The organism is Flexivirga sp. (assembly GCF_051955415.1).
GTDB lineage: Bacteria > Actinomycetota > Actinomycetes > Actinomycetales > Dermatophilaceae > Flexivirga.
The window spans coordinates 1-19,090 of record NZ_JBQCGS010000058.1 but is presented as its reverse complement, the minus strand read 5'-3'; the positions used below and the strand labels follow the sequence as shown (position 1 = coordinate 19,090).

The window sequence follows — 19,090 nt, the reverse complement described above, 5'->3', positions numbered from 1 at the left end:
CGCTGCCGCCGCCTAAGCTGACACGGACCGAACATATGTCGGACCCCGTATGTCGTGAAGGAGCTGCCCTGCTGTGCGAGTGCTCGGAGTCGACCCCGGCCTGACCCGGTGCGGTCTCGGCGTGGTCGAAGGAGGCATCGGGCAGCCGATGCGGATGGTCGCCGTCGGTGTCGTGCGCACGCCGGTCACCGACGACCCGGCCGAACGCCTGCTGAGCCTGCAGACCGAGATCGACGAGTGGATGGAACGCCACACACCCGACTCGGTCGCGGTCGAGCGGGTCTTCGCCAAGGCCAACATCAAGGGCATCATGGGCACCGCGCAGGCGTCCGCCATACCGATGCTGGCCGCCGCGCGGCGTGGCCTGCCGCTGGCGCTGCACACCCCCAGTGAGGTGAAGGCGGCCGTCACCGGCAACGGCCGTGCCGACAAGGCACAGGTCACCTCGATGGTCACCCGCATCCTGCGGCTCGAGGTCGCGCCGAAGCCGGCCGACGCGGCGGACGCGCTGGCCATCGCCATCTGTCATGTATGGCGCGGCGGCGCCCAGGACCGCATCGCGGCGGCCGTCGCCCAGCAACGCGCCGTCGCAGGTGTACGTCGATGATCGCCACACTGCGCGGGACCGTCCTGCAGGTCGGGCTCGACCAGGTCGTCGTCGAGGTCGGCGGCGTCGGACTGCTGACCCACACCACGCCCGGCACCGCTGCCGCGCTGCGGACCGGGGGAGAGGCGACGCTGTCCACGACGCTGGTGGTCCGGGAGGATGCACTGACGCTCTACGGGTTCGGCACCGCGGACGAGCGGGACCTCTTCGAGCTGGTGCAGACGGTCAGCGGCGTCGGTCCGCGGATCGCGCTGGCGATGCTGGCCGTCGCCAGCCCGGACCAGATCCGGGTGGCCATCGCCGGCGGTGATGTCGCCGCGCTGGTGAAGACGCCCGGCATCGGCAAGAAGGGCGCCGAACGCATCGTCCTGGAGCTCAAGGACAAGGTCGGCCCGCTGCTCGCCGGCGACACGACCGACACGCGCCCCGCACCGGTCGGTGGCGGGCACGACCAGGTCAGCGAGGCGCTCATCGGGCTCGGCTGGTCCGCCAAACAGGCCGATGACGCCGTCGCGAAGGCCACCGCGGCCGACCCGGCACTCACCGAGGTGTCCGCGCTGCTGCGGGCGGCGCTGCGCGAGCTGGGACGATGACGGGCGTGGAGCACGAGACAGAGCTGAACCCCGACGGCTCCTACGATGCGACGTCCCGCATCGTCGACCCGGGCGGGGACGAGGAGGAGCGCCGGCTCGAGGTCGCGCTACGCCCCAAGCGGCTGGCCGACTTCCCCGGTCAGCCGCGGGTGCGCGACCAGCTCGGCCTCGTGCTCGAGGCCGCGCGCCGCCGCCAACGGCCACCGGACCACGTGCTGCTGTCCGGACCGCCCGGCCTCGGCAAGACGTCGCTGGCGATGATCATCGCCGCCGAGCTGGAGCAACCGATCCGGATCACCAGCGGGCCCGCCATCCAGCACGCGGGCGATCTGGCCGCGATCCTGTCCTCGCTCGCCGAGGGCGAAGTCCTCTTCCTCGACGAGATCCACCGGATGGCCCGGCCGGCCGAGGAGATGCTCTATCTGGCGATGGAGGATTTCCGCGTCGACGTGGTCGTCGGCAAGGGCCCGGGCGCCACCGCCATACCCCTGGAGCTGCCGCCGTTCACCGTCGTCGGGGCCACCACGCGAGCCGGCCTGCTGCCGGCGCCACTGCGCGACCGGTTCGGTTTCACCGGGCACCTGGACTTCTACGCGACCGAGGACCTGGCCGCGATCCTGACGCGCAACGCCCGCCTCCTGGGCATCGACTCCACCGCGCAGGGCATCGACGAGATCGCCGGACGGTCGCGCGGCACACCACGCATCGCCAACCGGCTGCTGCGCCGGGTCCGCGACTACGCGCAGGTGCACGGCAAGGACGTCGTCGACCTCACGGCGGCGCGGGCGGCCCTGTCCCTCTTCGACGTCGACCAGAGCGGTCTGGACCGGCTGGACCGTGCCGTCCTGGAGGCACTGTGCCGCCGGTTCGGCGGCGGTCCGGTCGGCCTGTCGACCCTCGCGGTCGCCGTCGGGGAGGAGCCGGACACGGTCGAGACCGTCGCCGAGCCCTACCTCGTCCGGGAGGGCTACCTGGTGCGCACACCGCGCGGCCGGGCGGCCGCCCAGCTCGCCTGGGACCATCTCGGTCTCACCGCGCCACCCACGGCGGTCGCCGGCGCCATACCCTTGCCACTGGACGAGGACGGCGGCGGTCGATTCAGCGACTGAGCCCGACACGCTCGGAACCCGGACGCCCGTCGATGACGTTGCTCACTTAGACTCACCCGTCGGCCGCTGATGCTGCCCGACACCCACCAATCCAAGGACTGACTTTTCGATGTATGCACTGGAGCAGACATGGGCTCTCTGATCATTCTGCTGCCCTTGCTGTTGCTGGCCTATCTGTTCTGGACGCAGCGCAAGCGCCAGCAGCAGATGCGTTCGGCCCAGGACTCGATCCAGGTGGGGCAGGAGATCAGCACCACGTCCGGGCTGCTCGGCACGCTGGTCGCGCTCGACGACGAGGAGGGCACCATCGAGGTGTCACCCGGCGTGCAGCTGCGGTTCGTGCGCCGGGCGATCGTCCCGCGCAGCCAGGTCGGCGCGCCCGCGCCGGCGGAGACGGCGGACGCCGAGTCGACACAGATCGAGCCGACGCCGGCCGAGTCCACGCCGGCCGACGTCGCGGAGCCGGGCCCCGTCGACCTGGGCAAGCGTGAGGGCGTCCGGCAGGACGACCACACCCCCGAGACGAAGGCCGAATAGGTGGCCAGCCGAGCCCGTCGATCCACCACCGGCAAACCGCGGCAGATCCTGACGATCCTGTTGCTGCTGATCGTCGCGCTGTATGCCGGCATCGCCGGCACCGCAGCCTGGGCGTCGCCCAAGGGCAAATGGGTGCCGCTGCTCGGCCTCGACCTCGAGGGCGGCCGGCAGATCACCCTGCAACCGCTGGTCGGCAAGGGCCAGCAGGTCAACGCCGGGCAGGTCCAGCAGGCCGTCGACATCATCCGCAACCGCGTCAACGGCAACGGGGTGTCGGAGGCCGAGGTCTCCACCCTCAACAACTCGCTGATCGTCGTGTCGCTGCCGGGCAACCCGAGCGAACAGACCCTCAAGTCGCTCGCGCAGTCCTCGCAGCTGGCCTTCCGGGCCGTCATCCAGGCGCAGCCGATCCCGGCCCCCGCACCGAGCGCGAAGTCCACCCCGAAGTCGAGCCCGACGTCGAGCCCGTCCAGCTCCGGCACGGCGACTCCGAGCACGTCCACGCCGAGCACGTCCACGCCGAGCACGTCCGCGTCGAGCAAGGGTGCCAACGACCTGCTGCCCCAGGCGTTCCTGCGCGACACGAAGTCGCCGTCCTCGACGCCCTCGTCCAAGGCCTCGCCCAAGGCGTCGCCTTCCTCGACCCCGGCGTCGACCCCGGCGTCGACCCCCACGGCGACGCCCACCCCGACGCCCACGCAGCCGTCCCGGCAGCTCCCGGGCGCGCGCCCGGAGCCGACCTCGCCCAGTGACACCGCTTGGGGCACCATGCCGGTGGACAACATCTGGGTCGAGAACAACCTCGCGACGGCGGGGGAGACCTACTCCGAGCTCTTCGCGGCATACCCGTGCACCGCGGCCCAGGTCACCAAGGGCGGTGCCTCCGTGGAGAAGTGGCGCGAGGTCGGTGCTCAGGCTCCGCAGGACCAGCCGAGCGTCGCCTGCTCCGACACCGAGAAGTTCCTGATGGGCCCGGCCGAGGTCACCGGCTCCGAGGTCACCGATGCCTCCTGGGGCAACGAGACCAACCAGCAAGGCGTCGCCACCAGCACCATCGGCGTCAACCTGACGTTCAACAGCAAGGGCAAGGACGCCTTCGCGAAGGTGACCGAGCGGCTGATGCAGCACCAGGGCACCGACCAGAACCGCTTCGCGATCACCATGGACGGTCGGGTCATCTCGGCGCCGCAGACCAACTCGGTGATCACCGACGGGCACGCCCAGATCACCGGCAACTTCACCGAGTCCGAGGCCAAGACCTTGGCCAACCAGTTGAAGTTCGGTGCGCTGCCGTTCTCCTTCAAGGAACTGACCTCCAACCAGGTCAGCCCCGAGGTCGGCACCGACCAGTTGCAGAAGGGCATCATCGCCGGCCTGATCGGCCTGCTGCTGGTCGTCCTCTACTCGCTGCTGCAATACCGCGCGCTCGGTTTCGTGACCGTCGCGTCGCTGATCGTGGCGGGCGTGCTCAGCTACGGCCTGGTGACGCTGCTCGGCACCACCAGCGGCTTCCGCCTCACCATGGCCGGGGTCACTGGTCTGATCGTCTCCATCGGCATCACCGCGGACAGCTTCATCGTCTACTTCGAGCGGGTGAGAGACGAAGTCAGATCCGGCAGGCCCCTGCGGGCCGCCGTCGAGACCGGATGGGCCCGGGCCCGCCGGACCATCATCATCTCCGACATGGTCAACTTCCTGGCCTCCGCGGTGCTCTACGTGCTCAGCGAGGACAACGTCAAGGCCTTCGCGTTCACGCTCGGCCTGTCGACCGTCGTCGATCTGGTCGTCGTCATGATGTTCACCCACCCGGTGCTCACCCAGCTGGCCCGCACCAAGTTCTTCGGCAGCGGCCACAAGTGGTCCGGGTTCGACCCCGACCGGCTGGGCGCCGCGGGAGTCACGTATGCCGGTCGCGGTCGGGTGACGATCGCCGACCGCAAGGCGGCCGCCGGCTCGGCCACGGTCGAAGGAGGGCAGGCCTGATGGGCAGCTTCGCGCAGTTCGGCAACGACCTGTTCACCGGTCGGCGGCAGATCAACTTCATCGGCCGCCGCCGCACCTGGTACCTGCTGACCGGTGTGCTGCTGGTCATCGCGGCAGTGGGGCTGTTCGGGCGCGGGCTGAATTTCAGCCTGGAGTTCGAAGGCGGTTCCCACCTGTCGGTGACCAACATCCAGAACACCAGCAACTTCGACCAGCGGGCCCACGACGCCGTCAAGTCCGCAGTCGGTTCCGCCGACAACCTGCAGGTCACCAAGGCCGGCGCGAGCACCGTCAACGTCGAGTCCAAGAAGCTGGGCAAGGGCACCTCCGCCGACACCGACAAGGTCGCGGCCGCGCTGGCCAAGGAGTTCGGCGTCAAGGACAGCGCCGTCACCACGCAGTTCATCGGACCGTCGTGGGGCAGTTCGGTCACGCACAAGGCGATCCAGGCACTGATCGTCTTCCTGCTGCTGCTGGCGATCCTGCTGTCGGTCTACTTCCGTACCTGGACGATGGCGGCAGCCGCGCTGGTCGCGCTGGTGCACGACCTGTTCTTCACCGTCGGCATCTACGCGTTGACAGGCATCGAGATCTCGCCGGCGACGATGATCGGCTTCCTGACCATCCTCGGCTACTCGATCTACGACACCGTCGTCGTCTTCGACAAGGTCCGGGAAAACACCGACGAAGCCATCCGCGACGGCAACCGCACCTACGCCCAGGCGGCCAACTACGCGGTCAACCAGACGCTGGTGCGCTCGATCAACACCTCCGTCGTGGCGTTGCTGCCGATCACCGCGATCATGGTCGTCGGGATCTTCCTGCTCGGACCCGGCACCCTGCTCGACCTGGCGGTCGCGCTCTTCTTCGGTATCGCCGTGGGCACCTACTCCTCCATCTTCATCGCGACCCCGCTGCTGACATCGCTGCGGCACCGCGAGGCCTCGATCAAGGAGCTGGACCGCCGCGCGAAGGCCTACCAGGCCAGCCAGGCCAGCGTGCTGGCACGGACCGGCACCCGCGAGGAGCACACGCCCGGCGAATCGGTGTCCGGTGTGATCGAGCCCGAGCACGCCAAGGCCGCGCGCGCGGCCGCTGCGACGAAGGTGCGCAAGCGGGAGATCCACCCGCTCGCCAAGCGGAACGCGGATGACTGACACCGCGGCGCAGGTGCTGGCCGCGCACACCCGCGAGGTCGCGGACTTCCCCAAGCCGGGAGTGAAGTTCAAGGACCTGACACCGCTGTTCCGCGAGCCGGGGGCGTTCAGTGTCGTGCTGGACGACATCGCGGGCCGCTGGACCGGCCAGGTCGACGTGGTCGCCGGCGTCGAGGCGCGCGGCTTCATCCTGGGCGCGCCGCTGGCCATGCGGATGGGGCTGGGTTTCGTGCCGATCCGCAAGGCGGGCAAGTTGCCCGGCGACACCCACACCCGCTCCTACGACCTCGAATACGGCACCGCCACGATCGAGGTCACCACGGACGCATTCGCTGCCGGCCATCGCGTGCTGCTGGTCGATGACGTGCTGGCGACCGGCGGCACGGCGGCCGCGGCGTGCGCGCTCGTCGAGAGCGCCGGCGCCGAGGTCGTGGCCCTGGAGATGCTGCTGGAGCTGAGCTTCCTGCACGGCCGGGACAAGCTGCCGGGTCGGGACGTCCGCGCGATTCTGGTCGATTGACCCCCACTACACTCGGTTTATGAGTCAGGACGAGCGCACCAGCAATCCGTCGGGTGCCTCGCGGGTCCGAGCCAGGCTCGTGCGGTTCGGGGCTCCCCGGCCCAGCAGCAACCGGGAGATCGAGCCGTTGCTCGCCATCGTCCGGGCGACCCACCCGAAGGCAGACCTGGCCGTCATCGACCGCGCCTACGGTGTCGCCGAGCGCGCCCACCGTGGTCAGCTGCGCAAGTCCGGCGACCCCTACATCACCCATCCGCTGGCCGTCGCCACCATCCTGGCCGAGCTTGGTATGACGCCACCGACCCTCGCCGCGGCGCTGCTGCACGACACCGTGGAGGACACGGCATACAGCCTGACGCAGTTGACCGACGAGTTCGGTCCCGAGATCGCCATGCTGGTGGACGGTGTCACCAAGCTCGACAAGGTGACCTACGGCGACGCCGCGCAGGCCGAGACGGTCCGCAAGATGGTCATCGCGATGGCCAAGGACATCCGGGTGCTGGTCATCAAGCTGGCCGACCGGCTGCACAACGCGCGGACCTGGCGCTACGTGTCGGCCGAGTCCGCCCAGCGCAAGGCCACCGAGACGCTGGAGATCTACGCCCCGCTGGCGCACCGGCTGGGCATGAACACCATCAAGTGGGAGCTGGAGGACCTGTCCTTCGCGACGCTCTACCCCAAGGTGTACGACGAGATCGCCCGCCTGGTCGCCGACCGCGCGCCGGCCCGGGAGGAGTACCTGCGCGGCGTCCGCGAGCAAGTGACCGGCGACCTGCGGGCCGCGAAGATCAAGGCGACCGTCACCGGCCGCCCGAAGCACTACTACTCCGTCTACCAGAAGATGATCGTCCGCGGTCGCGACTTCGAGGACATCTACGACCTGGTCGCCATCCGGGTGCTGGTGGAGTCGGTGCGCGACTGTTACGCGGTCCTCGGCACGATCCACTCGCGGTGGAGCCCCCTGCCCGGGCGGTTCAAGGACTACATCGCGATGCCGAAGTTCAATATGTACCAGTCGTTGCACACGACGGTCATGGGCCCGCAGGGCAAGCCGGTGGAGATTCAGATCCGCACCTTCGCGATGCACCGCCGCGCCGAATACGGTGTCGCGGCGCACTGGAAGTACAAGGAGGACGCCAACAAGACCGGCGGTGACAGCGACGGGGACGGGCCCGGCAACGACATGTCGTGGCTGCGGCAGCTGCTGGACTGGCAGCGCGAGACGGCCGACCCGGGGGAGTTCCTGGAGTCGCTGCGTTTCGACGTCGGGTCGCGTGAGGTCTACGTCTTCACCCCGAAGGGCTCGGTCATCGGGCTTCCGGCGGGGTCGACGCCGGTCGATTTCGCGTATGCCGTGCACACCGAGGTGGGCCACCACACGATCGGCGGGCGGGTCAACGGCCGGCTGGTGCCGCTGGAGAGTCCGCTGGAGAACGGCGACGTGGTGGAGATCCTGACCTCCAAGGCCGACGGTGCGGGCCCGAGCCGCGACTGGCTGGGCTTCGTCAAGAGTCCACGGGCCCGCAACAAGATCCGCCAATGGTTCTCCAAGGAGCGGCGCGAGGAGGCGATCGAGAACGGCAAGGACGCCCTCGCCCGGACGATTCGCAAGAAGGGCCTCGGCATCCAGCGGCTGATGTCGCACGAGTCGCTGACCGCGGTCGCCGAGCAGCTGAAGTACCAGGACATCGACGCCCTGTATGCCGCCATCGGCGACAGCCACGTCTCGCCCGACCATGTCGTCAAGCAGCTGGTGACGATGCTCGGTGGCGAGGAGGGCACGACCGAGGACCTGGCCGAGGCGACCAACCCGGTCCGGCGCAATCGCCGCTCGTCCGAGGCCGACCCGGGCGTGACCGTGGTCGGCACCGACGACGTGTGGGTCAAGCTGGCCCGCTGCTGCACACCGGTGCCCGGCGACGACATCATCGGCTTCGTGACCACCGGCAACGGTGTGTCGGTGCACCGGCGTGACTGCACCAACGCCGAGCAACTGCTGGCCCAGCCGGAGCGGCTGATCAACGTGGCGTGGTCGCCGTCGGCGGCGTCGGTCTTCCTGGTCCAGTTGCAGGTCGAGGCGCTGGACCGCAACCGGTTGCTGTCCGACGTGACGCGGGTCCTGTCCGACCAGCACGTCAACATCCTGTCCGCCTCCGTGCAGACCACCCGCAACCGTGTCGCGATGTCGAAGTTCACCTTCGAGATGGGCGACCCCAACCACCTCGAACACGTCATCAAGGCGGTCCGCAAGATCGACGGCGTCTTCGACGTCTACCGGATCACCGGATCCGGCCACCGCAGCACCGAACACGCCGCCCAGGCCTGAGGTCTGCCTCGCGACACTGTGGATAACTTCTGCGCGCGTCCGCCGCACGGGGGCAAGCTCTGTCGGCATGACTCCTTCACCGCAGCAGCGCAAGCCGATCCGGACCGACGCCGACCTCTTCGAGCGATGGGAGGACCTGATGGGGCCGGGTGGCTTCGGCCGCCGCAGCCTGTGGCTCATCTTCCTGGACGAGGACGGGCACCAGTCCGACCTGATCGTGCCGATCGACGACATCCCGATGCTCCCCGACGCGCGTGACATCGTGTCGATCACCGACCTGATCGCACGGATCCGGGACGAGGTCGGGATCGCGCAGGTGCCGATGCTCATCTCCCGTCCCGGCCCGTCGGCCATGACCGAGGGTGACCGCCGTTGGGCGGTTGCGCTGACCACTGCACTGCGCGACCAGCACCCGCGCTGGCCGATCCATCTGGCCACCCGCGACCGTGTCCAGGTCTTCGCCGCCGACGATCTGGTCGTGCCCCGGGCCGGTTGAGCGGCCGCGACGCTCAGCCCAGCAGCAGCACCGGACGACTGCGGCCGGCGGTCGAGCGCGGACCGCTCAGCCCGGCCAGGTCGGCCAGCAGCACCGCAGTGCCCGCGACACCGTTGAACAGGGCCAGATCCCCGTCGGCGGCCGCCAGGCCGCACGGCCACTGGCCCGGGTCGTCGCCGGCCAGGTCGAGGAACGCCGCAGCCGTGTCCAGGGCCAGCACCCGGTGTGCCGGCTCCTGGAGCACTCGTGCGGCCAGGTCTAGAGCTCCCACCGGCCCGCCCACGCCGTGGCACAGCGTCCAGCCCTGACCCAGCGCGTCGGCGCCATACGCGGACCACGCCTCGCGCTCGCACCACACCTCGGCGCCGCACGCCTGGATCGCCACCTCCGCCTCCACCCGAATCGACTCCTCCGACCACGGCGCCCGCAATCCCTGCGCGCCCAACTCCAGCAGCCGCAGCCGTATGACGGCCGCTCCCGCGGCGCCGTGACACCACCGGGCGGCCCACACCGGTTCGGGACCGCGCAGGTCCGGCCAGCCTCCGTGCATCGGATCGGACCACGACGCCTCGAAGCGCAGCGCGTCGTGTGCGAGGGGCAGCGCCGACCCGGCGAGTTGCGGCCAGCGCCAGGCGGTTTCGGCCAGCGCCCAGGCGATCCCGCCGGCGCCGTGCGCCATACCGCACAGCGGCCGTGCGCCGGAACCGTGCTGCGTGGGATCCGGCCAGCCGCGGCCCCACAACTGCCGGTCCGACCGCTGCCACAGGGCATCGACCAGCCGGGCCGCGACCGAGGGATCGGCGTGCGGTGCCCGGGTCAGCGCCAGCAGCACACCGGCCAGGCCGGAGGTCAGATCGCTGGACGGCAACCGCCCCGCCAGCTGCTCACCGGCATCACCGGCGGCGCCGGCCGGTGGGCGGCGGCTCCCGGAAGGCCGCACCAGCTCGACGCCGGCGGTGCCGGACAGCAGACCCGGATCGGGAAGCGGCGCGCGGCGCGTGACCGCCCGGCCGGCCCGCGCGGCGAGCTCGACGACGTCCGCCCGGTGCAGTGCCGCCCCGAGCCGGCGCAGTGCCCACGCGATGCCGGCGTCACCGTCGTAGAACGAGGACCGGCCGCCGGTGCAGCGCTCGGGCGTCCCGTCGGCGGCAGGGTGCCAGGTGGGCCAGGTGACCTCGTCACCGTCCTCGATCGCCGTCGCCTGCAGCAGGTCCACGCAGTCCGCGACCGTCTCGCGCAGCCGGTCGACCGTGCGCACCACGCCCGGCGCCGGCGGGCCGTCCGTGGCGGCCGGCAGCAGCGTGGCGCTCATGCCGGCACCGGGACGGCGCGCAGATGGGCGGCGACCGGGTCGACTCCGTGCTCGCGGAACACCTCGGCCACGACGTCGGCGAACGCGCTACACCGTGCCTCGGCGCGACGGTGCGCCTCGCCGAGCCAGCGGCAGCGCAGCTCACCGAAGCTGCAGCCGTCCCCGGGGTCCTCGCTCCACGCGATCCCCGGCGCCAGCACCTTGGTGAACGGCGGCGACGCGTTGCGGACGTGCGCGGCGCAGCAGGTCGCCACCGCCTCGAACGCCGCGGCGCGGCAACCGTCCGGCAGGTAGAGGACGACGGCATCGGCTCGGTCCAGGGCGGCCGCGTCGGTCGCCACCTTCAGCGACCACTGCGCGGTGATCTGCGGTATGACGCGGGTGATCTCGTGCACCAGGCGCGCGACCTCGACGCGGCGTGGCGCGCAATAGAGCCGGGTCAGGTCGTGCGGGACCCGGTCCGCCGGCCAGTCGTCACCCCAGGTGCGCCACCAGCCCTGGTCGGCGTGACCGCCCCGGCGGCGGCTGAGGCGCAGCCGGGCGCCGACCGTCGGCGCGAGGCCGGCCCCGGAGTGCACGCTCAGGTAGTCGCCCCGGCCCACGGCGCGGCGGCGCCGGCGAGGGCCGTCGGTGACCACGACGGCGCCAAACCCGCCGACGGCGAGCACCTCCTGCTCCTGCGGCGACCAGGCGAGCGCACCGGCGTGCGCCGCACGCAGCGCCCAGCCGATCGGTGGGTCCCATCGACCCCGGCTCGTGCCGCCGGGCCGCGGCGCCGCCCACCAGTGCTCGTAGAGCGTCGTCGCGAGGTCGTCGGCGTCCGCCATGACGGTGAGGACGTGCTGCGCGGCCTGTAGTTCGGCGGTGGTGTGTCGGTCCCAGCTCATCGGGATGCCTCCTGCATCGGCGACGCGCTGCGGCGCGTCCTGGTGAAGTCACTGGCCCGGGCACTGGCCCGGGCGTCGGTCAACAGCCGTTCGACGAGCCGGTGGTGGTCGGCACCGGGTGCCGCGGCGTACTGCCACGCGGTCACCAGGAAGCGCACGGTCCGCCACCCGGATGGACACGGCAGTGCCGGGCCGCCGCCCGCGGCATACGCCCGGCGAAAACGATGGAGGGGCAAGCCGATCGACGTCAGGGACTGCTCGAGACTAACCAGGTCCCAGCACGGGTCGCCGCGTCCGGCGGACTCCCAGTCGACGAAGGTGATCCGGGAATCACCGTCGACGAACACGTTCGACGCGGACAGGTCGCCGTGCGTCCAGCGGGCGGCTCGCGCCCAGCTGTCCCGCAACGGTGCCAGTGCGGCGCGCACGACGGGTTCACGCCAGGTGGCCAGCACCGCGTCCCGGTCGGGGCCGGCCGGATGCGTCGTCATCGACGCAAGCGGTGCGTCCAGCAGCGGCCACGGTGCCCGAGCGGTCGGCACGTCCGGGTCGACGGGCGCGCGGTGCAGTGCGACCAGGGCAGCGCCCAGCGCGTGCGACAGCCGCAGGGCGGACTGCTGGTCGAGCGACAGGGTCGTCAGGTCGGTCCCCCGTACGGCGGCGGTCCACACCACCGCTGGTCCCCCCTGAGGGATCAGCGGCGGTGTCAGACCGAGGTGACGCAGCCGGGTGAGGGCCGACCGCTCGGCCGCGACGACGTCGTCCCCGTCCAGCCGGCTCGCCACCCCGGGCTGCTTGGCGTAGGCGAGGGGTCGGCCGGACCGCTGCACGCAGTGCACACCGTTGGTGCGGGTGACCGGCACGGCGCCGGTGACTCCGGAGATCACGTCCCGGCCGGCGACCATGCCCGCTCGGACGGCGAGGGACAGGATCTCCGGAGTGGCCTTCATGCCCATCCCCTCCTACCTCGGGGGCAAGCGATCGCCGCTGCGCCTGTGGGCGCGCTGCGCGCACGCATCTCAGCCCCGGTCCGACCGGTCGGGTTCGTCGAGCTGGTCGATCTCCTCCAGCGCCGCGAGGTAACCCGCCCAGTACTCCTCGGGCACATCGGCCGTCGCGCCGTACCCGTACCCGTGCCCGTCGTCGACCGGACCACCCTCCACGGGTCCCGGGCCGGGGACGGGCACCTCGCAACCGGCGCGGGTCAGGACGTTGCACGTGGCCGGCACCCGCGTCACGACCGGGCACCACGAGGCGCGCGTGATGTTGCACGCCACCGCCCGGGTGACCAGGCACGACGGGGTGCGCGTGACGTTGCAGCTCACCGTCCTGGTCAGCACGCACGCCGCCGGACGGGTGATCGTGCAGATCGCCAGCCGCGTGTTGAGGCAGGTCACGATCGGGCGGGTGACCACCGGGGCGACGAGCAGGTCGACGTTCAGCTCGTCCAGCACCGACTGGATCGGGTTGGCGAACGTCCACTGACCGTCGCTCGACCCGGCGAAGAGCAGACCGACGACCATCCGGTTGTCGTCCATGACCACCGAGCCGGAGTCGCCGTGGTCGGAGAACCGGGACGACCGGCTGGTGTCGGTCTGCACGCGGATCTGGTGGTGCAGCGTCCGCGATCCGACATCACTGCCGTAGTTGATCGACACCGTGAAGTCGGTGGAAACCACTGTGCCGTAGGTCAGTTCGGTGGTCCGGCCGCGTTTGCGCACGGCGGCGCCGACGGTCGCGGCGGTGTGGCCGGCGACATCACCGATGTCCTGGACCGTGGCGCTGGTGGACTTGCCGGTGTCAACGGTCACCACCGCGCCGTCCACGTCGTCGGACAACGTGGCACGCGTCAGACTGCCGAACTGGTTGCCACTGGATCCGCCGTCGAGCAGCGACGGCTGCACCATGCGGTCACCCACCGACCAGGTGTTGTTGACGCACGCCACGTGGAAGTTGGTGAGCGCCATCGTCGCGCCGTTCCCGCGGTCGCGCACCATGGCGCCGAGGGTGCCGGCGAAGATGTAGTAACCCGCGGAGGTCACGTCGGGCGGGGTGAGGTAGACGCTGCGCAGCGGACCCATCGAGATCCCGCCGTGCAGCGTCGTGTACATTGTGGTGTCGACCTGCGGGGTCAGCTGATCGACCAGTTCCCGCGAGGGCCCCTGCAGCTCGACGGTCATCTGCTGCACGTCGGTCGGTATGCCGTCGATCTCCTCGGGCACCCGGTCGGCGGCGGCGAGCTTCGACCTCGGCTGCTTCTCCTCGACGAACACCACGATGGCCAGTCGCCCGGTGGTGCGGCCGTCGGTCTCCTTGTCGGCGATGTCGACGCCGATGACGTTCTTCCTGGCCAGCAGGTCCGCCTCGGCGGCCTGCTTCACGCCGCGGATCTGTGCCCGAGCGCGGGCTCGTTCGTCGGCCATGGGACTTCCTTTCCCTCGGTGCGGCCCGCGAGTCGGGCTCGTTGCCAGCAAGGAGGGTCGGGATGTGCCTTTGATACGTGCGAAGAAGTGTGCCCGTGCAGGTATCACCGCGCTGGGCGACGCGCTCCTGACAGGTGACGGCCGACCGCCCCGGGCCGGCCCAACCTGCACGGACCAGTGGCAGCACCGGATTCCTGGCGCCATACTGGGAGCCACCGGGTCCACGGTCTCGAGGAGACACCCATGAAAGCTGGCACCCGTTCCGAACCGCCCGCCGCACAACCGGTTTCGCCGGTGATGACCGTGCCCGCATCGGCCGCCGCGCGCTTCTCCGTGCGCCGGCTGGACCCCGACCAGTGGCCGGCCGACGACGACGGCCGGCCCGCCGCACCGACGTTGTATGTCGGCGACCGGATCGTCGTGCCGGGTCTGCCGGGACGAGGCGCGGACTCCGCGATCGAGACGATCAGCAAGCTGCTCGACGGACGCGCACGCGTCATGGTGCCTCGAGGCCTGCGCGAACGCACCGCCGTCTATGCGCGCTTCGATCTGCTGGACCGCCTCGAACCGGTGGCCGCGACCGTCCTGCGGCTGCTTCCCGCAGCGGCCGACCGGCGCCCGGTGGACGCCGCGCCGTGGGTGTTGCGTGCCCGGGACGCCGGGATCCACGCCGGGCTGAGCCACGTGCTCACGGTCGCGGGCTACCTGCAGGGCGTCGGTTACCTGCAAGGCGTGGGCTACCTGCAGGGCGTCGGTTACCTGCAGGGCGTCGGCGCGGAGGCCGCCGGGGCGTCACGGGCACCGGTCAGTTGGGCCGCACCGGACCCGTCGGACGGTGCCGACACCGCCGACGGACCGGTCGTGGCGTTGCTGGACACCGGCATCGGCACCCATCCCTGGTTCACTCACGGCACGGAGCGCGACCCTCGACTCGCCGGTGAGCCGATCGGGCTGCGCTTCGACCCGTCCGAGGACCCGGAGCGCAGCGGCGTCACGATCGACCGGGTCAACGGCACGCTCGACCCGCTCGCCGGGCACGGGACGTTCGTCGCGGGCATCGTCCGACAGCACTGCCCGAGCGCGCAACTGCTCAGCGCACCCGTGATGTATGGCGACGGCGCCGCCAACGAGTCCGATCTGCTCGCCGCCCTGACCGACCTGTACGCCTACCACCTGCTGGCGTGCGAAGGCCGGGTCGACGCCCGACCCATCGACGTGCTGTCGCTGTCGATGGGTTATTACGCCGAGTCGCCCGGCGCCGCCGTGCACGGCAGCGCACTGGCCGGCAACCTGCGCGCGTTCGGCGACGCCGGCGTGAGCGTGGTCGCGGCGGCCGGCAACGATGCGACCACCACACCGTTCTACCCGGCCGGGCTGGCAGGGGGAGCAGGCGGCGACGATGCCGCCGGCGGGGTGCCGCTGATCGCGGTCGGCGCGACCGACCCCGGCCGCACGCTGGTGTCGGTCTACTCCAACACCGGTTCCTGGGTGACGACCTACCGCGCCGCCACCAACGTCGTCAGCACCATGCCGACCACCTTCAACGCGGCGGCCCGTGCGGCGCTGTCGACCGGGCCCGGCGCGTTACCGGCCCGCTCGGCCGTCGATCTGGACGACTACTCGGCAGGGTTCGGCATCTGGAGCGGCACCTCCTTCGCGGCGCCGGCGTTGGCCGGGGATGTCGCCGCGGCGTTGGGCGGCGGTGCCGGAGCCGATCTCAGCGGCCGCCGCGACCGGCTCGACACCGCGGTGCGCACCTGCCTGGCAGGTGCGTGGTGACCGCCGTCGGGTCCCGGCGGGACGGCCTGGCGGACCGGGCCGCCGGTTGCTTCCGCGACTACCGCGCAGGTGACGAGCTCGCCATGGGTCGGCTGGTGGACGCCGTCACACCGGTCATGTGGCACACCGCACGCGCCGCCGGGCTCGACCAGGGCACCGCCGAGGACGTGGTCCAGGAGGTGTGGCTGACCCTCTACCGGCGTGCCGATCGCATCACCGACTGCCAGGCGGTCCTGCAGTGGCTGCTGGTCAGCACCCGCCGCCGCGCGTGGGCGGAGGCGCGCCGCGCCGGACGGACCCGCCCGGCCGACCCGGGAGCGGAGGCCGACGTCGAGCACACCGCTCCGCCGGACGACGGGCCGGAGCAGGTCGTGCTGCGCTCGGACGCGGACCGCACGCTGTGGCGCCACTTCCGGGCGCTGTCGCCGCGCTGCCAGGCCTTGCTGCGGGTGGTCGCGGCGGGGGACCGGCCGGACTACGCCGGTCTGGCGGCCGCGATGGGTATGTCGGTCGGCAGCATCGGGCCGACCCGCGGCCGGTGCCTGGCCACACTGCGCGCCTCGCTGGAGGCCGACCGGCACTGGGAGGGCGCGCGATGAACCGCCTCGACGAGCTGAGCAACGGTCCGATCGACGCCGCCGACGAACGAGTGCTGCGCGCACTCGGCAGCATCCTGTCCGCGAGCGACCCGGCCCCGGCGGGCCTGGCCGACCGGGTGAAGTTCGCGCTCACCGTGGAGGCCCTCGGTGCGCAGGTCGCCGAACTCCTCGAGCCCGCACCGGTCGGCGTGCGTTCGTCATACGACACCATCACCACGGTGACGTTCAGCGGCGACGAGGTCACCGTGCTGCTGACCCTGGAGCCGCAGCGCCGGCCGCGCCGGCGGATCACCGGCTGGCTGAGCACGGCCGACGCGACAGCACGGGTCCACGGCCCCGACGGTCCGGTGGACGCCGCGATCGACGAGGACGGCCGATTCGAGATCGAGTTCACCCGAGCCGGCCTGGTGCACCTGGTGATTCAGCTGCCCGGCGACCCGCCCGGCCGCCCGGTCGTCACCCCGCCGATCCAGATCTGAGGTGCGGAGATCAGCACGCCGTATGCCGAACGCGACCTCGCCCGGGCCAAGCAGCTGAACACCCTGGGGCAGTGGTCCGCGTCGCGCAGCGCGCTCAGCGGCGCGGTCGAACGCCTCGTGGCCGAGGACCCCGCGCAACCGGAACTGCTCGGCCGGGTGTTGGTGACCCGGGCGCTGCCCGACCTGCACCTCGACGGGCCGGTCGCCGCGCAGCGGACACTGGAGGAGGCACGCCGCGCCGCCACGGCCGCCGGGTCCCGGTACGTCGCAGCGCTCGCGCTGGTCCAGGAGGGCACCATCGCCATGTACCGCGGTGACTGGACTGCCGGGCTTCTCGCGCTGGATCGGGTGCGATTGGACGATCTGCGCTCACCGGCCGAGGTGCTCGCGGTGCTGCTCAACCGCGGTCTGGCCAACACCACCCTGCGGCATCCGGTCGCCGGGCGCCGTGACCTGCGGGCCGCGTTGCGGCTGGCGATCCGGCAGGACTGGCCGGAGGTGGTGTTCAAGGCCCGGCACAACCTGGGCTGCCTGGAATTCTTCGTCGGGCACCTGCCGGAGGCGATCCGGCTGATGCAGGAAGCCGACGAGTCGCCGGTTCGGGTGGACCGGCTGCAGTCCCGGCGGGACATCGCCGCCGCGCTGCTGGAGGTCGGGCTGATCGATCCGGCCAGGCACCTGCTGGGCCTGGCCCTGCGCAGCGCCCGGCGCAGGGGGTTACGACTCGACGAGGGCAACATCCTGCTGGACCTGGCCGGCGCGCACCTGCTGGCCGGTGACACGCGGTCGGCCGCACGCGCCGCCGCATCGGCCGCCCATGCCTTCCGGGCGTATGACGACGCCGACCTGGCCGCGCACGCGCAGCTTCTGCTGGCTGCGGCGGACCTGACACGGGGGCGTCCCGCGCTCGATCCGGCCCTGCTGGACCGACCGGGCCCGACCGGCCGGATGGCCGCACGACTGCTGGCCGAGGCGTCGATCGACCGGGGCGACCTCGACCGGGCCGACCGCCTGCTGCACGGGCTGGGCCGGCAGCCGACCGACGGCATCGACGCGGTGATGCACGAGCATCTGCTGCGCGCCCGGCTGGCGACATACCGCAGCGATCAGCGCAGCGCCGAACGCGAATTCGCCGCTGCGGCACGGAAACTGGCGCGCATGCAGGCATCGGTGGCCGGTCCGGAGGCCCGCGCCGCCGTGGCCGTGCACGGGACCCGGCTGGCCCGGAACGACATCGGGCAGGCCATCCGCCGCGGCGACCCCGAGCACGTCTTCCGGTCCGTCGAACGCTGGCGCGCCGCGTCGCAGCGGCTGCCGGCACTGCATCCTCATCCGGACCCCGTCGTGGCGTCCTGGGTGATGCGGCTGCGGCAGGTGCGGCACGACGCACAGTCCGGTCACGACGGTCCGGCAGTGCGGGCCGAGATCGCCTCCCTGGAAAGGCAATTGGCTCGACGGCTGTGGGCGGCGGGCGCCGACGCGGTGGGGACCGGGCTACCGCCCGCGGCATACCGTGTGGTGCGCGCGAAGCTCGCCGAGAGCGGGGCGACGTTGCTCTACTACTTCCGGCAGGACAGGAGGGACCACCTGCTGACGATCGGCGCGCGGCGACCGGTGATCCGTGTGCTCGCGCCGGCCACCCGGACGGAGGCAGCGGTGGCCCGGCTGGAGTCGGCTCTGCGGGCGCGCGCCCACGCCGGCCCGGACGCCGCCCTTCGCGCCGCGATCGACCGCAGCGTGGCCCGCGACGTCGAGCAGCTCGCCGCGTTGCTGCTGCCGCCGGATGCCATCGGTGCCGCCGGTCCGGTGCTCGTGGCGCCGACGCGCGCACTCGCGTCGATCCCGTGGAGCATGCTCCCGGCGTTGTCGGCGCGGCCGGTGGTCGTCGCGCCCTCGGTGTCCCGCTGGTGCGCGGCCGGACCCACGACGGGCGAGATGCACGCCGCCGCACTGCTGCTCGGCCCCCGGATCGCCCACGGCGCACCCGAACTGCGTGCCGTGGAGCGGGTATGGCGGCGGGCCGGTCGTGAGGTCCGGACCCATCTGCACGGCACGACGCGTGACCTGCTCGGCGCGTTCGCGGGTGCCCAGCTGGTCCACGTCGCCGCGCACGGCGAACACGCCCAGCAGAGCCCGATCTTCTCCCGGCTGGACCTGCACGACGGGCCGCTGTTCGCCCACGAGCTCACCGGTCGTGCCCAGGTGCCGGATCACGTGGTGCTGTCCGCCTGCGACGTGGGCCGGTCCGCCGTCGGGCCGGGGGAGGAGCCACTGGGTCTCGCG

Annotated in this window: 17 protein-coding genes; 13 read left to right on the top strand and 4 right to left on the bottom strand. The window is 71.7% G+C overall.

Features of this window, described 5'->3' with window-relative positions:
- Nucleotides 1–73: 73 nt before the first annotated feature.
- The 9 genes from ruvC (at nt 74) to ACTHL4_RS09870 (ending at nt 9,328) form a co-directional block, all read left to right on the top strand.
- Nucleotides 74–607, top strand: a complete 534-nt coding sequence (ruvC, locus tag ACTHL4_RS09910) for a crossover junction endodeoxyribonuclease RuvC (protein ID WP_440282593.1) — start codon at nt 74–76, stop codon at nt 605–607.
- Nucleotides 604–1,200: a Holliday junction branch migration protein RuvA gene (gene ruvA, locus ACTHL4_RS09905; RefSeq protein WP_440282592.1), complete on the top strand. Its 597-nt coding sequence runs from the start codon at nt 604–606 to the stop codon at nt 1,198–1,200. The genes ruvC and ruvA overlap by 4 nt, the downstream gene beginning before the upstream one ends.
- Nucleotides 1,197–2,309 carry a Holliday junction branch migration DNA helicase RuvB gene (ruvB, locus tag ACTHL4_RS09900; RefSeq protein WP_440282591.1) on the top strand — a complete coding sequence of 371 codons (1,113 nt, stop codon included), beginning with the start codon at nt 1,197–1,199 and terminating at the stop codon, nt 2,307–2,309. The genes ruvA and ruvB overlap by 4 nt, the downstream gene beginning before the upstream one ends.
- 129 nt (nt 2,310–2,438) lie before the next feature.
- A complete protein-coding gene (yajC, locus tag ACTHL4_RS09895) occupies nt 2,439–2,846 on the top strand; it encodes a preprotein translocase subunit YajC (protein WP_440282590.1) in 408 nt (135 codons plus the stop codon).
- On the top strand, nt 2,847–4,829 hold the full coding sequence (gene secD, locus ACTHL4_RS09890) for a protein translocase subunit SecD (protein ID WP_440282589.1): 1,983 nt from the start codon (nt 2,847–2,849) through the stop codon (nt 4,827–4,829).
- A complete protein-coding gene (secF, locus tag ACTHL4_RS09885) occupies nt 4,829–5,986 on the top strand; it encodes a protein translocase subunit SecF (protein WP_440282588.1) in 1,158 nt (385 codons plus the stop codon). The genes secD and secF overlap by 1 nt, the downstream gene beginning before the upstream one ends.
- Nucleotides 5,979–6,506 carry an adenine phosphoribosyltransferase gene (locus tag ACTHL4_RS09880; RefSeq protein WP_440282587.1) on the top strand — a complete coding sequence of 176 codons (528 nt, stop codon included), beginning with the start codon at nt 5,979–5,981 and terminating at the stop codon, nt 6,504–6,506. The genes secF and ACTHL4_RS09880 overlap by 8 nt, the downstream gene beginning before the upstream one ends.
- A gap of 19 nt (nt 6,507–6,525) precedes the next feature.
- The gene (locus tag ACTHL4_RS09875) at nt 6,526–8,832 is read left to right on the top strand and encodes a RelA/SpoT family protein (protein WP_440282586.1); all 2,307 of its coding nucleotides are present in this window, start codon (nt 6,526–6,528) and stop codon (nt 8,830–8,832) included.
- 67 nt (nt 8,833–8,899) lie between these two features.
- The gene (locus ACTHL4_RS09870; RefSeq protein ID WP_440282585.1) at nt 8,900–9,328 is read left to right on the top strand and encodes a hypothetical protein; all 429 of its coding nucleotides are present in this window, start codon (nt 8,900–8,902) and stop codon (nt 9,326–9,328) included.
- A 13-nt stretch (nt 9,329–9,341) separates the two neighbouring features.
- Here the strand turns inward: ACTHL4_RS09870 and ACTHL4_RS09865 are convergent, their stop codons facing one another.
- From ACTHL4_RS09865 to ACTHL4_RS09850, 4 genes are all read right to left on the bottom strand, one after another.
- Nucleotides 9,342–10,640: a lanthionine synthetase LanC family protein gene (locus ACTHL4_RS09865; protein WP_440282584.1), complete on the bottom strand. Its 1,299-nt coding sequence runs from the start codon at nt 10,638–10,640 to the stop codon at nt 9,342–9,344.
- Entirely contained in the window at nt 10,637–11,527 is an 891-nt protein-coding gene (locus tag ACTHL4_RS09860; RefSeq protein WP_440282583.1) for a T3SS effector HopA1 family protein, read from the bottom strand. The genes ACTHL4_RS09865 and ACTHL4_RS09860 overlap by 4 nt, the downstream gene beginning before the upstream one ends.
- A complete protein-coding gene (locus tag ACTHL4_RS09855; RefSeq protein WP_440282582.1) occupies nt 11,524–12,477 on the bottom strand; it encodes a phosphotransferase family protein in 954 nt (317 codons plus the stop codon). The genes ACTHL4_RS09860 and ACTHL4_RS09855 overlap by 4 nt, the downstream gene beginning before the upstream one ends.
- Nucleotides 12,478–12,546: 69 nt before the next feature.
- Entirely contained in the window at nt 12,547–13,950 is a 1,404-nt protein-coding gene (locus ACTHL4_RS09850; RefSeq protein ID WP_440282581.1) for a hypothetical protein, read from the bottom strand.
- 243 nt (nt 13,951–14,193) lie between these two features.
- On the opposite strand from ACTHL4_RS09850, the gene ACTHL4_RS09845 reads away from it, so the two are divergent.
- From ACTHL4_RS09845 to ACTHL4_RS09830, 4 genes are all read left to right on the top strand, one after another.
- A complete protein-coding gene (locus ACTHL4_RS09845; protein WP_440282580.1) occupies nt 14,194–15,729 on the top strand; it encodes a S8 family serine peptidase in 1,536 nt (511 codons plus the stop codon).
- On the top strand, nt 15,726–16,328 hold the full coding sequence (locus ACTHL4_RS09840; protein ID WP_440282579.1) for an RNA polymerase sigma factor: 603 nt from the start codon (nt 15,726–15,728) through the stop codon (nt 16,326–16,328). The genes ACTHL4_RS09845 and ACTHL4_RS09840 overlap by 4 nt, the downstream gene beginning before the upstream one ends.
- Complete coding sequence (locus ACTHL4_RS09835; protein ID WP_440282578.1) at nt 16,325–16,807, top strand: hypothetical protein; 483 nt, start codon at nt 16,325–16,327, stop codon at nt 16,805–16,807. Before ACTHL4_RS09840 ends, ACTHL4_RS09835 begins: the two co-directional genes overlap by 4 nt.
- A gap of 117 nt (nt 16,808–16,924) precedes the next feature.
- The coding region (locus ACTHL4_RS09830; protein ID WP_440282577.1) for a CHAT domain-containing protein at nt 16,925–19,090 on the top strand (2,166 nt) is incomplete at its 3' end.

Excerpts from the sequence above, each read along its gene's own strand:
- ruvA (WP_440282592.1), top strand. The coding sequence starts at position 604 with ATGATCGCCACACTGCGCGGGACCGTCCTGCAGGTCGGGCTCGACCAG.
- ACTHL4_RS09855 (WP_440282582.1), bottom strand. The coding sequence starts at position 12,477 with ATGAAGGCCACTCCGGAGATCCTGTCCCTCGCCGTCCGAGCGGGCATG.
- ACTHL4_RS09850 (WP_440282581.1), bottom strand. The coding sequence starts at position 13,950 with ATGGCCGACGAACGAGCCCGCGCTCGGGCACAGATCCGCGGCGTGAAG.
- ACTHL4_RS09865 (WP_440282584.1), bottom strand. The coding sequence starts at position 10,640 with ATGAGCGCCACGCTGCTGCCGGCCGCCACGGACGGCCCGCCGGCGCCG.
- ACTHL4_RS09860 (WP_440282583.1), bottom strand. The coding sequence starts at position 11,527 with ATGAGCTGGGACCGACACACCACCGCCGAACTACAGGCCGCGCAGCAC.
- secF (WP_440282588.1), top strand. The coding sequence starts at position 4,829 with ATGGGCAGCTTCGCGCAGTTCGGCAACGACCTGTTCACCGGTCGGCGG.
- ACTHL4_RS09880 (WP_440282587.1), top strand. The coding sequence starts at position 5,979 with ATGACTGACACCGCGGCGCAGGTGCTGGCCGCGCACACCCGCGAGGTC.
- ACTHL4_RS09835 (WP_440282578.1), top strand. The coding sequence starts at position 16,325 with ATGAACCGCCTCGACGAGCTGAGCAACGGTCCGATCGACGCCGCCGAC.
- ACTHL4_RS09845 (WP_440282580.1), top strand. The coding sequence starts at position 14,194 with ATGAAAGCTGGCACCCGTTCCGAACCGCCCGCCGCACAACCGGTTTCG.
- ACTHL4_RS09875 (WP_440282586.1), top strand. The coding sequence starts at position 6,526 with ATGAGTCAGGACGAGCGCACCAGCAATCCGTCGGGTGCCTCGCGGGTC.
- yajC (WP_440282590.1), top strand. The coding sequence starts at position 2,439 with ATGGGCTCTCTGATCATTCTGCTGCCCTTGCTGTTGCTGGCCTATCTG.
- ruvB (WP_440282591.1), top strand. The coding sequence starts at position 1,197 with ATGACGGGCGTGGAGCACGAGACAGAGCTGAACCCCGACGGCTCCTAC.
- ACTHL4_RS09870 (WP_440282585.1), top strand. The coding sequence starts at position 8,900 with ATGACTCCTTCACCGCAGCAGCGCAAGCCGATCCGGACCGACGCCGAC.